Source organism: Bradyrhizobium sp. Ai1a-2 (assembly GCF_000426245.1).
Taxonomy (GTDB): domain Bacteria; phylum Pseudomonadota; class Alphaproteobacteria; order Rhizobiales; family Xanthobacteraceae; genus Bradyrhizobium.
Genome location: NZ_AUEZ01000036.1, coordinates 52,500 through 65,550, shown reverse-complemented (window position 1 = coordinate 65,550; position 13,051 = coordinate 52,500). Strand labels below are relative to the sequence as shown.

The following is a 13,051-nucleotide window of genomic DNA, read 5'->3' as shown; positions in this document are numbered from 1 at the left end:
AGGGAGAAAGAGTAAGGGTCCCTTCCGTAGTTCTCCGACCATGATTGGCTGTGCATCGAGGATGCGTGCAACAAGAAATAAGGCCACCTCAGTTGCGGGCCTTTTCGTTTCGAATGTCGTCTGCTCGCCCATCGCGCCGGCCCTCAGGCCGGGCGCGCGCCGGTGTGAACGATCGACCCGACATGCTGGCCGCGCAGCGCCGCAGTGAGTCGACCGGGAACGAGTCCGTTCACGACCTGCACGTGCTCGATGTGTCGCGCGTTCGCCATGACCTCGATGAGCGCCGGATCGAACGGGAGCGTGCCCCGATGCTTCGCAAGCTCGGCGGCGCTTGTCTCTCGGAGCAACTTCGCCTGTTTCCCGTCGGCGCCATGGGGATCACTGGTGTACACCCCATCCACGTCCTCCACGATCGTGAGGCCAGCAGCGCCAAGCGCGTCGGCGAGCAGAAACGCGCCGGTGTCGGCTCGGTGGAGCGGGATGCGCGAGGTCGGGAACTCGTGATGGTGATACGGAGGAAAAGCGCTTCCCACGACTGCGCGGGCCGCGGAGAGATGGATGGCGAGTTGGCTCGCGATGGTGGGATGCTCGACATAAGAGACACCCTCAGGCGCGAGCAAGGACGCAAGGATATGGCCGTTCTGGCCGGCCTCGCTCGCGGCGAGCGGGGCGAGCGACCCTACCGGCAGACCGAGGTCGAGGCCAACGCTGTAGAGGTGGCGGGCACGGATGCCGGCACCGGTCAGGATCAGCAGACGGTGCTCGGGCAAAAGCGCCCGTAGCTCGGCCACGAGCGGGAGTATCGCCTCATGGCCGCGATCCATGATGGAGCGGCCGCCGATCTTGACGACCTGCAGCCACGGGAGAAGCCGGATCGGGCGTCCGCCGGCGACGGGACGGGTGAGATTGCCGTCGAGCAGAGTCTGGCGCGCGAGCGGCGAGGCGACGTGCTTGATCTGGTTGGTGTCGGCCATGACGATGGTTCTCTTCAGCTCGCGGTGATGATGGTGCCGACGTGCTCGCCGGCGAGCGCTCGGGTCAGATTGCCGGGGACAAGGCCATTTACGACCTGCACCTCGCGGACATAGCGTGCCGAGGTGAGAAGATCGAGCACCGGGAACTCGAGGATCGAGTCCTGCAGCCCCTTGGCTTTCATCTCGGCCACCGAGATCTTGGGAATGAAGGTCGCGTTCTTCGACGTCTTTGGGTTCGCGGTGTAGAGGCCGTTTTCATCCTTCACATAGATCATTGCCTTGCAGCCAAACTGCTCGGCAACGAGGAAGCATCCGGCGTCGGTACGGTAGGGCGGGATCATGCCCTCGGCCGCGGGGCGCATCCAGAGGCTATAGGGCGGCATGCCGCTGAAGATGACGGCGTTCACCTCGGCAAGGTAGAGCGGCACAGCCGAGAGCCCGGCGCTGCTGACTGCGGATATACCGTGCTTCGCAAGGAGTTGCCCCAGCATCGCCGCGTTCTGATCGGCGACCGAGGCGCCGAGTTGCGAGAGCACACCGGCCGGCAAGCGAAGCCCGGCCGCGATCGAGTAGAGATGCCGAGCGCGGGTGCCTGCTCCGGTTCCGATGAGAAGTTTGTGCAGGTTGCGGGCAGAGACGATCTCGTCAACGAGCGGGTAGACCGCGGCGCGACCGCGGTCGATGATGCTCTGTCCGCCGATCTTGATCACGGTAGCATCCGGCAGGATCCGGAAGTTCGTCGCCGTGTCCACCGCAACCGCAAGCTCCGGATCGGTGAGTGAACGCTGCATGAGGAGCGCTTCAAGCTCCGCCGTCGTGTTTGCCATAAGGAAACGTCCTTTTCTTCAATGCGCTCGGGGTGAAAAGTCGCAATACGACCTTGGATCTACGCTGCCTTCGAAGGCTGTATCACAGGTGCACAAGCGGTCCGAGCGATCTTCCCGGCCTTTGTAAACTCGAAGCGAGTTCGTACGGGCTTTCCATCGTACGCCACGTAATCGAGTACGATGCAGGGCCTCTCGTCGCTACCGGTGGGCACCAGTTCGATCAGACTGAACGCGTGTGGGACCGCCTTCTCCAATCGCATCGACCAATAGCGGGTGATGTCCTCGCGACCTTGATAGATGTACGGGCCGCCGCACGCGCATTCGAGCGATCCTCTCGCGTCGTACAAGTCCAACAACTCATCAAGATTTCGCGCTCTACAAGAGTCGAGCCAATCCACGACCACCGCGATGGGGTCGAAGGTACAGTCCATCATCAACGCGTCCCTTTCGTCGCCCCTCGGCGACGCCAAACAAGCGGAGCGGGAAGAATCTGCATCGAGTTCCAACGCAGGTCAGGTTCATCAACCTGCCCCAGCCGCGAGATTACATTCGATCTCTCGATCCGCAAGGCTCTTATCGCGATGCCACCGCCGTTTGGCCCCGCCTCATTTCATGCCCCTGCGACGCAAGGCTTGCTGCCAATTCCAGACCTGGTGTGACCACGTCGAATCGAAACGTCCGCTGCTGGCGCGGCCCGATCCGATCACAAAGCTTTGAGTCTCCGGTACTCGTGCAAATCCGAAATGTCTGCGTTTCAATACGACCTACCGTTATAAATTTCAGAAAATAGCGGTGTGAAGCGAACCGAGCCCGTGGTTCAGTTCCGTTGGGCTGCGTAAGGGACGAGAGACAAATGCCATCAAACGAGCGCGCGAAGATAAATCTCCCTTCAGCCGTCTTGATGTTGGTCATGGCCGCAGCGGCTGCTCCCCATGGCGTCGCCGCCGCAGAATGCCAAAATCAGGATATCGGCATCACCCTCTCGCCCGGATTCTGCGCCACGGTCTTTGCCGACAATCTCGGCCATGTCCGCCATCTTGCGGTCAGCAGCGACAATGTCGTCTATGCCAACACCTGGAGCGGCCGCTACTACCATAACGACACTCCGCCGGCCGGTGGATTTCTGCTCGCGCTCAAGGACACGACTGGCAGTGGGAAGGCAGACGCCATCAGACGTTTTGGCCCGGACAAGTCCATGGGCGCGGCCGGCGGCACCGGCATCGCCCTCTATGATGGTGCGCTCTACGCCGAACTGAACGACAAGATCGTCCGTTATGCGCGCGCTCCGGGCGAAATCGCGCCGGCCAGCCAGCCGCAGACGGTCGTGTCCGGCATGCCACTGACCGGCGACCACCCGATGCACCCATTTATTATCGACGCGCGGGGCAACCTGTTCGTCGATCTGGGATCCGCCACCAATGCCTGCCAGTCCGACAACCGCATGCCGCTATCGCCCGGTCTCAATCCGTGTACCGAACTGGAGACGCGTGCCGGCACCTGGCGCTACGACGCCAACAAGACCGATCAGACCTTCTCGGCGGCCGAGCGCTACGCCACCGGCATCCGCAATGGTGAAGGATTCGCGTTGGACAAGGCTGGGCGGCTCTATGTCACCCAGCACGGCCGCGATCAGCTGTCGCAGAATTGGCCCAAGCTCTACACGGTCGAGCAGGGCGTCGAGTTGCCGGCCGAGGAGCTCCTCGAGCTGAAGGATGGCGCCGACTACGGATGGCCGGAATGCTATTACGACCAGAACCAGAAAAAGCTCGTCCTGGCGCCCGAATATGGCGGCGATGGCGGCAAGACGGTTGGTGTCTGTGCCAATAAGCAAGCGCCGGTCGCCGCCTTTCCCGGTCATTGGGCGCCCAACGACATGCTGATCTATAGCGGCACGCAGTTCCCTGAGCCTTATCGCGACGGCGCCTTCATCGCTTTCCATGGTTCGTGGAATCGCGCGCCGCGGGAGCAGGCGGGCTACAATGTTGTCTTCCAGCCGATGGCCGACGGCAAGGCGACGGGCAGCTATGTGGTGTTCGCGGACGGCTTCGCAGGCGCGCACAAGGATCCCGGTCGCGCCGCCTTTCGACCGACCGGCCTTGCGATAGGACCGGACGGCGCACTCTATATCTCCGACGACGTGCATGGCCGTATCTGGCGAGTGACTTATCGCGGCGATGCGGCAACCGCGCGACTGGCTGCAGCACCGGCAGCCGCCGCGGCATCGGGTTCGGAGCGTGCGGCAGCGCCGCCGGAAGGGACCCATGCCGACGCCGGGCGCGTCACGGCGAATCTGCCGGTGCCGCCTGGCGCCACTAAAGATCAGGTTGCGCTCGGCGACCGTATCTTCCACGGCGAAGCCAGCAACGGCACCTGCAGCGGATGTCACGGATCAGATGCGCGAGGGACGTCAGTCGGTCCAGACCTGACTTCCGGCAACTGGGTGTGGAGCGACGGCAGCCTTGCGGCGATCGCCAAGACGGTGACCGACGGTGTACCGCACCCGCGCAACTATACCGGCGTCATGCCGCCGAAGGGCGGCGCCGAGCTGTCGGACGCCGACACTGCCGCAGTGGCCTCCTATGTCTGGGCAATCGGCCACGCCAATTAGGACGGGAGGCAGGCACGCTCCATTCCCGATCCACGAGCAGACGTGACGAAGTGGTCGGCCTCGAATTGCGGCGCGCTCATCTGGCGGCTGAAATAGTTTCGCTTCCGCGCACGCTCGAAATTCTCCAGGTGTTGTGCGGGATCGTGATTGGCGGACGCTCGGGATTTCTTCGAATGGATTCCGGCGATCACGCCGTCGTCACAGGCGCGAGCCGCGAGCTCTCTTTTAATTTATCGATGACCTTCGATTTCTGGCTGTAGTCTCTACGTCTGCTCGATGCCGAAGCGAAGTATAACAGCGGCGCAACCGATCATTTCCGATGTAACCAGATTTCCGCACGCGGTTATCGTACCGTAACAAAGGAAAACCACATTCGCTCCCGCCAACAGGTTGTGGAGTTTGATGTGGACAGGTCTTCTTTCGATACTTCCCTCCCAAGCACGCCCTCACTGTGGACGCAGTGGGAAGACGAGCGCGAAGTCAGGCGAGCAGTCCGCGCGCTCGCTGCGCTTGATGATCAAACTCTCCGCGAGATGGGTATTCGGGACCGCTCCCACGTCGAGTTCACCGTTCGATTTTGTCGTGAGTGTTGACCGCTCAGGGTGGAGGTTCGCGATGCCGTCAGCGGCCTTACCGGCCTGTCGGCAGCTTCCGCGTGCCCATGTCAATCAATCTGCCCTGCTCTGTCCGACCCGCGGGTTGAACCGTTTACTGTTGTTATCGGCGATTTTCATCACATAACAGGAGGACGGAAGAGAGACGTGCGAGCTTGGGGGGTGAGCAGCGTCAACGCTTACTTTCCATGGAGATGTCAACCTTGTCACCTCGCGCTTTTTCGCCGTTCATGGCAACCAGCACCCTCGAAAAGATCCGTCTCATCGAAGATGGCTGGCATAGCCGCAATCCGCTGTTCACGCGAGCTCCCGAGGAGACCGCGTGATGCCAAGAACCGTTATTCAGCACGTCCTCTCGCGGCTTCGTGATGTCGGCATCGCCGATGTCTTTGGCGTTCCCGGCGACTTTTCCTTTCCACTCAACGATGCGACGTACAGCGAGCGCGGATCGCGCTGGATTGGGTGCTGCAACGAGCTCAACGCCGCCTATGCTGCAGACGGCTATGCGCGGATGAAGGGCGCCGGCGCCGTCTGCACCACCTACGGCGTGGGCGAGCTCAGCGCGCTGAACGGCATCGCCGGCGCTTACGCCGAGCATCTGCCGGTCTTCCACCTGGTCGGGATGCCGCCTACGACGGCGCAAGCCGCTCGCTCGGTGCTGCACCACACGCTGGGCAACGGTGAATTCGATCTGTTCCGCCGCATGAGCGAACCGGTGGTCTGCGCGCACGCGGTCATGACGCCGCAGAATGCCGCATATGAAACCGAACGCCTCCTGTTTGAAGCATTCTATCATCTCCGACCCGTCTACATGGCCTTCCCCGCCGATCTCGCCGACCGGCCCGTGCTTGGAAGCGCCCAACCTATCGCTGCTCCTGGAAGCGATCCCGTCCTTCTCGAGAAGGTTGTGAATGCAATCCTCTCAAGCATCGATCGGGCAAAGACGGCATGCATCCTGCCTGGCCTGTTGGTGGCACGTACCGGCCTGCAGCGGACAATGCAGGCGATTGTCGACGCGTCCGGCTTGCCGTTCGCCACCATGTTTCTCGACAAATCCGTGCTCGACGAAAGCCAGTCGGCGTATGTCGGCATGTATGCTGGCCGATTGATGAACGAGAATGTGCGCCAGTTTGTCGAGAGCTGCGATCTTGTGCTCGCCGTCGGCACACTTTTCAGCGACCTGAACACCGGTGCCTTCACCGCCAAACTGGATCCGGCACGGCTTATTTCGATAGATCATCACCACGTCACCTTGCAGGGGCGCACGTATTCCGGCCTCGAGATGGGCGACGTCCTCGCCGCGCTTGCGAAGCGCCTGGGCAGGCACGACAAGGTGGCGATGCCGCCTCATGCCGACTCGCCCGGCGCGGGAAGCGGCAATGACGACGATCCTATCACGGCTGCCGCGCTATATTCGCGCTGGAGCAAGTTCATAAGGCCTGACGACATCGTCGTCGCGGAGACCGGCACCGCCTCCATGGGGCTGGCTTTCGCGCGGCTGCCGCAGGGAGCAAGCTTCCAGAACCAGGGGCTGTGGGCATCGATCGGCTGGGCGACTCCGGCCGCGCTCGGTGCTGCCGTCGCCGCCCCACACCGACGCACGGTCCTCATCACCGGAGAAGGCTCTCATCAATTCACGGTGCAGGAAATCAGCCAGTTTGCCCGTCTCGGTTTGAAGCCGGTGATCTTCGTGCTGAACAACGGCGGCTATCTCATCGAGCGTCTCCTCGCCAAGGAGCCTTCCATCGCCTACAACGACGTCCCATCCTGGCGATATGCCGAGCTGCCGCGGGTGCTGGGCTGCGACGGCTGGATGACGGCGCGAGCCACGACTTGCGGCGAGCTCGACCAGGCGTTGCGAAGCGCCGCAGGCGCGCAGAGCGGCGTCTACATCGAAGTCGTCACTCCGCCATCTGAAGCACCGCCGTTCCCGCTCGGCCTGCGCGACCATGCGAAATCGTTGTATCGCACACTCTGAGCAGCCTTCGACGCCGCGGCTCCTGGATGGGCCGGCCGCTCCCCGGTCATGGGACGACTGAATGCGGGATCTGCCGCCCGCGGCAAACCCCGCATTCACAACGCATCATGGTTCGGAGCGTCCGGGCTTGCGCCGATGCCTCCAATGACCTGCCTGTCGACGACGATCGGCCCTCGGCTAGTCCGGCACGACCGGCGCCTTGGTCTTGCGCAGCCTGTCCATGACTTGTCGATCCAAGTTCAAATGCGCATCCACCAGTGGCGGCGGTGTCAGGGCCATCCATGTGTCCAAAGAGAAGTCGACAAAGTAAGGGCTCTTGAACGTCTCGAGGAATCGCAATGGGCCGGTGCCCGTATTCTCAAGATAGTGGCCCATCGCGACCGGCACGTAACCGACATCACCGGCTCTGAGATCGAAGGTGCGCGCCTGGCCTTGAGCCGCAAACACGCCCATGCGTGCTTGCCCCTCGATGACATAGAGCCACTCATCCCCGTTGGGGTGCCAGTGCAGCTCGCGCAATCCCCCCGGATTGACCTCGACCAGCGCCGCGGCCGTCGTGGTATTGACCGGAAACACGGTGGAATCGCTGATCCGCACCGTGCCGCTCGCGGTCTTGATGGGATCCTGCGCCATCAGCCGAGAACTGAAGCTCTGCGCCACGGGCGTTGCTCCCGGAATGTTGTCCGAGGCGAGCGGGCCCGGCAAGGGAGCCGGGAAAATGTAGCGCTGGCTTTCCTCGGGGGTCTGGCCGAACAACGAGGCCGGCGCCCCGAAATTCTTGCCGAGCACCTCGTTCGGTGTGTGCTTGAACCAGTCGGCGATCATGAAGGTGTTGTCTTCATCGAAATCACCATCGTCGAAGACGAGGAGGAATTCGCAACCGTCCGGACTGAGGCCCTGGATGGAATGCGGAACACCGGAAGGGAAGAACCAGAGGTCGCCGGCACTGACGTCATCGATGAAGTAGCGCCCTTTGGCATCGACCGCCGTGATGCGGGCTGTGCCGTAGAGCATGTAGGCCCACTCAGAAGCCTTGTGCCAATGCAACTCGCGCACGCCACCGGCATTCAAGCGCATGTTCACACCGGCAAGAGCGGTGGCGACGCCGAGTTCGCGCCGGGTTACCTGGCGGGTCCAGCCGCCTGTCTCCAGCCGCATATGCGCATCGGAAAACGAGAAGCGCAGGTTCGGCAAGCTGCCGTGATCGGTCGAGGGCGGCACGAGCATATCCGGATTTTGCCGGTCCCGCGTCAGATCGCGCGGACCGGGATCGGTGCCGCCGCGGCCGGGCCGCTGCGGCTGCGGGATTGCGTCTATGGATTGCGCGTGTGCGATAGCGGTTGTCGTGAGAAGGCTGCCAGCAGCGGTCGCTGCCAGCATTTGGCGACGAGAAAGGGAATCCATGATCTGGCTCCTTTGGTTCGAGACTCTACACTGGTATTGCCACGGACGCGGGAACCTGAAATCCTCACAGCGTCATCGACCGCCGACAGTGGGCGCAGGGCGCGACCGTTCATCCTGCAGATGCATATAGGTTCACGGTCCTCTCGGCAGAATTGAAAATATAGCAGCAGCATCCTGCACCGGCCGCATTCCACGGCGCAAGACAGTCCATTTCAAGGTCGATCATCCTGCGTTGAGACCCGGCGTCTTTCGCTCTGGACTGACCGAGATGCTTCGCCTGCCCTTAGCGATCTCGCATTCTCTCTGCCATGCCGCCACAGAATGCGGACCGCAACGCCGCTGCTATCGGCTGTAACGCCATAGTGAGATGGCGTAACGGGATTTTACGGGAATGCCTGCGGAAGGCTGCCTACATATCACTGGATATGGGTGCGGATGAGATTGCCGATGATCCGCAATTTACGATGTTCGCGCTGTTTGCCAGAGCAACCTTTGGAGATAAGGTCATGAAACGGCTTCTTCTCGCAATCGCGATCGCCGGTATGGGCTCGCTCGCCGCTACCAATGCCGATGCGCGGTCTGCTTATGACGGCCCATGGAGTCTCCTGTTCGTCACGCAATACGGTCCCTGTGATCCGACGTACAGTTTCTCCGTCAACATCATCAACGGCTTCGTAACTCATCCCAACATAGTGAATTTCAGGGGGCGCGTGGCGCCATCCGGCGCGGTTCGCGCCTCTGTTACGGTTCACGAGAAATATGCTTCCGGATCCGGCAGGCTCGTCGGCCCATCGGGTCGTGGAACCTGGAGCGGCCATTCCGGCAATGCGCGCTGCGCGGGCTACTGGACCGCCCAACGCAACTGAACAGGCAAGCGGGTCCCCGCAACCCTGCCAGCTTCACGCAAGCAAGATGGTCATTATAGTCGGGAGTTCTCCAAAAGGACCTCTCGATGGTGTCGACGTATGCCAGCTACAATTCCGTCGTGCGCAACCTCCAGCAGTCCCTGACGCGGGTTGCGCAGCAGTCCGACGTGGCAAGAAGCGCCGCCTACTACAAAGAGAACATAGGCAAGGTAAAAGCCGTCGACGAATTTCTCCAGAACGATCGTCTCTACCAGTATGCAATGAAAGCATATGGGCTGGAGGATATGATCTATGCAAAAGCCTTCATGAGAAAGGTGCTGGAGAGCAATCCCCTCGACGCGAACAGCTTCGCCAACAAATTGACGGACAAGCGGTTCCGGGATTTTGCGTCGGCATTTTCCTTCACACAAGCCGACACGCCCGTCGCGCAATCCTCAAGCCAGACCGACGAGATGGTTGGCTTGTATACGGCAACGGTCCAGAGCCGGGTTGATGCCATCGACGAGGATACACGCTACTACAACGCCATGATCGGCGGGGTCAAAAGCGTCGATGAGCTTCTGAACGACGATCGCCTTCGCACCTATGTGTTTTCGTCGTTCGGTATCGATGACAGCAATTGGTCGCGCGACACGATACGGAAGGTGCTGAGCAGCGATCCATCCGATCCGAACAGTTACGTCAACACCACCCTGGCTCCTCAAAAGAATGAGATCAGTGCTAGCCTCGATCAAGCCCGGGCGGATGCGATGGACGCCAATTCGAAGATAGCAGACTACATGGCGCAGCTCTCGCAACCCGGCGCCGACGTGACAGACTTGAGAGCGAAGATCACGACTCAGGCAAACCGGTTGGCAAAAAGCAGCGCAGACATATCCAGCTTTCAGGACTCTCTCGCCACGATCGACCGCTATTTCGATATCGCCGGCGCGTTCGAGTTTTCGGCAGATGGAACGCTCGCCTCCGGCCAGTCCGCCCAGACCGACGAGAACCGGGACAAGACCAACGAAAAGTTTGTCCTCAGCAAGGGCGCAACATATCTCGACGCGGAGGAAGACTATGAAACCCTCGCGATAAAGCAGTTCAGGGCCGGCATCTACGGCGTAAAGTCAGTTGAACAGTTCGTATCCACGCCGAACGTGTACAACTTCGCGCTCAAGTCGGTCGGCCTCGATCCCGAAAAGGTCTCGGCGGTCACGATCAAGGCTGTGCTCACGAGCGATCTGAACGACCCGACGAGCTATGCCTATACCCTCCGAGACGATCGATACCTGCAGCTCGCGCACGCTTTCAACTTTGACGGCAAGGGCAACCTGGCAACGCCGCTGGTGGCGCAAAACTCGGTTGAGGTCACGCAAATTGCCAAGGATTACATCATCGCGAAAACGCGATTTGCCAGCGCTTCGGAAGCGGACGGACTTCGGCAGAAGGCTGAGCAGGATGCTGCGTATTACCAACGCACCATCGCAGACATAGGGAGCGTTTCCGAGCTGCTTTCGGACAGGAGATTAGTCGATATCATTCTTGTCGCCAAAGGCCTGGATCCCGCTGGGGTGACCGACGATTATCTGAAGAAGATCTTCAGTTCCGATCTGGACGATCCCAAAAGCTTCGCAAACACTGCCAGCGACTCCCGCTTTGCCGAGATTGCGGCATCGTTCAATTTTGACAAGGAAGGCAACGTCAGCCGTATCGCTGCAATAGGACCGCAGAAGCGAGACCAGCTTCTCGAAACGCAGAACAATTATCTCCAGCAAACGTTGGAAACGCAGGAGGGAGACGCAAATGCCGGCGTTCGGCTGGCGCTGTATTTCCAACGGAAGTCCACACAGATCACGTCGGCATACGATATCCTTGCCGATCCGGCTCTCGCGCAGGTGTTTCGAACCACCTACAATCTGCCCGACGCGCTCGGGGGCATGGCAATCGATCAGCAGGCAAAGATCGTGGAAAAGCACCTCAACCTGAAGGATCTCGCCGATCCGGAGAAACTTGGGGCGCTGTTGCAGCGGTTTACTGCCATGTACGACCTGAAGAACAGCAGCCAGGTTTCGTCACCGGCGCTCGCCATCCTGCAAGGGACGGGCGCAGGCATCAGTCAGGACACGCTCCTGTCCATCGCGCTGTTGGGCAAACAGCATTGAGCGGCCCCAGCTCCCGGCAACATGGGAGCTGCATTCTGGATGCTGGTCGCGGAACCCTTACGTAGCAGCCCGGATTCCAGCATCACGTCCCGCCGGCGGAGATCGTAGGGTTCGCACAAGGTTCGCTTGATATCCAGCAAATCAGGATTTGCCTGTCCGCCGATGAAACCATGGCCGAACCAGCAACCAACGAGACCGCAGCCCAAGCGACGAGCGCCTCGCAGCCAACCGCCGCCGATGCCGGCAAGGGCGGCGCATCGCAGACGCGGCCGGGCAATAAGGCGAAGGCCGCCGCACCTCGTGCGGCCGCAGCTACTGTTGACGAACTGCTCGCCCAGGAGGCGCTCGCCACCCTGAAGCGCACACGTGCAATGGCCCGCGGAGAGCCTGTCAGGTCCAAGGCGCGCGCGCCCGTTCCGGCCGCCACACTCGTCGTCAAGAAGCCGCAGCCACGGACATGGATGGCGCCGTTCGTCTCCCTTGCCGTGATCGTCGCGATCTCCTCTGTCATCTCCATAGGCGGCGTCGCCTACCTGTTCCTGCGGCCCATTGCCATCACCGCAGCCTCGGATGCCGAACTTCGCAACCTCCGCGAGGCGATGTCGCAACTGCGGCGCAATGTTGCAACGCTCTCAAGTGACGTCGCGGCGAACCGCGCGGCATTCGACGCCGCAAACAGAGCCTCGAGCGACCGATTTGGCCGCCTGGTCCAAAGCGTCGAGCGCGTCGAAAGAGACCAGTCAGTATCGGCCACAAAGGTCGAACGCTTGGCCGAAGGAAAGCCGCAGGTTGCGCGAACCGCGGCCGCAATCCCATCCCTCGACGTCACCGGCACCATTCAGCCACGGCCTCGGCAAACCACTGCACGACGAGAGATCATCCAGGGCTGGCGCGTGCGTCGTGCTTACGAGGGCGTCGCCATCCTTGAAGGACCGACAGGTGTGATCGAGGCTGCTCAGGGCCAGGACGTGCCGAACCTGGGTCGCATCGAGGAAATCAAAAACGAGAACGGCGGCTGGCAGGTGTTGACCAGCAAAGGCATCGTTGCTTCGCGTTGACATTGCTGCTGCACGACTCACCGTATGACACGGTCAAGTCGATATGACCGCCAGCGTGCATTGCGTTGGCATGCCAGGCGCAGCAATCAGGCGCTCGTCATGGCGAGGCTGCAGTTTCGTCAACTGGCATCACATCGAGCGATGTCTCTCGTCGTCGCACGATGATCTCGTGCCGGCGACGCGACTTCGACTTCGCGACCACGAGTGGCATGACACAACTTAGAGGAGCACATTGCCAAGTATTCCGAGCTGATCCGACGAGTAAACGTTTCAATAAAGCAACATCTACTCGCTGGTGAGTTGTCTCGCAGTAAATGCCTAGTTCAATTGCTTGACGATGATACTCCACTTCGACGTAATGGAGGTATTCCGATTCGACGGTGCGCGAGCTGATGTTCATTCTTGATGTGACCTTCAACAACAAGACGCTGTTCGCTTCGCGCCGGAAAGACAATCGGTTGTATCGAGGCCAGAATGCCACTGCACGAACAGTGCTGAGGACTCCCAAAAGATTGCCGAGCAGCATCTCCACGGCAACCGTCCTCATCGCCGCAAACGGCGGCACCACCCGCACCTGA

The 13,051-nt window shown here is 61.0% G+C and carries 10 protein-coding genes; 7 read left to right on the top strand and 3 right to left on the bottom strand.

Features of this window, described 5'->3' with window-relative positions:
- Positions 1-143: 143 nt before the first annotated feature.
- Both K288_RS0122540 and K288_RS0122535 read right to left on the bottom strand, forming a co-directional pair.
- Positions 144-974: a molybdenum storage protein subunit alpha gene (locus tag K288_RS0122540; RefSeq protein WP_027581602.1), complete on the bottom strand. Its 831-nt coding sequence runs from the start codon at positions 972-974 to the stop codon at positions 144-146.
- Positions 975-988: 14 nt separating this feature from the next.
- Positions 989-1,801: a uridine kinase gene (locus K288_RS0122535; RefSeq protein ID WP_027581601.1), complete on the bottom strand. Its 813-nt coding sequence runs from the start codon at positions 1,799-1,801 to the stop codon at positions 989-991.
- Between the two features lie 910 nt (positions 1,802-2,711).
- On the opposite strand from K288_RS0122535, the gene K288_RS0122525 reads away from it, so the two are divergent.
- From K288_RS0122525 to K288_RS0122510, 3 genes are all read left to right on the top strand, one after another.
- A complete protein-coding gene (locus K288_RS0122525; protein WP_244443217.1) occupies positions 2,712-4,409 on the top strand; it encodes a PQQ-dependent sugar dehydrogenase in 1,698 nt (565 codons plus the stop codon).
- A 50-nt stretch (positions 4,410-4,459) separates the two neighbouring features.
- A complete protein-coding gene (locus K288_RS0122520; RefSeq protein ID WP_027581599.1) occupies positions 4,460-4,669 on the top strand; it encodes a hypothetical protein in 210 nt (69 codons plus the stop codon).
- Positions 4,670-5,348: 679 nt separating this feature from the next.
- Complete coding sequence (locus K288_RS0122510) at positions 5,349-7,001, top strand: thiamine pyrophosphate-binding protein (RefSeq protein ID WP_027581598.1); 1,653 nt, start codon at positions 5,349-5,351, stop codon at positions 6,999-7,001.
- Positions 7,002-7,178: 177 nt separating this feature from the next.
- Here the strand turns inward: K288_RS0122510 and K288_RS0122505 are convergent, their stop codons facing one another.
- On the bottom strand, positions 7,179-8,405 hold the full coding sequence (locus tag K288_RS0122505) for a cupin domain-containing protein (protein ID WP_027581597.1): 1,227 nt from the start codon (positions 8,403-8,405) through the stop codon (positions 7,179-7,181).
- Between the two features lie 308 nt (positions 8,406-8,713).
- Between K288_RS0122505 and K288_RS0122500 the strand changes: the two genes are divergently transcribed.
- The 4 genes from K288_RS0122500 (at position 8,714) to K288_RS0122485 (ending at position 13,051) form a co-directional block, all read left to right on the top strand.
- Positions 8,714-9,271 (top strand): hypothetical protein, encoded by a 558-nt coding sequence (locus tag K288_RS0122500; protein WP_244443216.1) that lies wholly within the window; start codon positions 8,714-8,716, stop codon positions 9,269-9,271.
- 86 nt (positions 9,272-9,357) lie between these two features.
- Positions 9,358-11,415 (top strand): DUF1217 domain-containing protein, encoded by a 2,058-nt coding sequence (locus K288_RS0122495; RefSeq protein WP_027581595.1) that lies wholly within the window; start codon positions 9,358-9,360, stop codon positions 11,413-11,415.
- A 170-nt stretch (positions 11,416-11,585) separates the two neighbouring features.
- The gene (locus K288_RS0122490) at positions 11,586-12,473 is read left to right on the top strand and encodes a hypothetical protein (RefSeq protein WP_027581594.1); all 888 of its coding nucleotides are present in this window, start codon (positions 11,586-11,588) and stop codon (positions 12,471-12,473) included.
- Between the two features lie 380 nt (positions 12,474-12,853).
- The gene (locus K288_RS0122485; protein WP_027581593.1) at positions 12,854-13,051 is read left to right on the top strand and encodes a hypothetical protein; all 198 of its coding nucleotides are present in this window, start codon (positions 12,854-12,856) and stop codon (positions 13,049-13,051) included.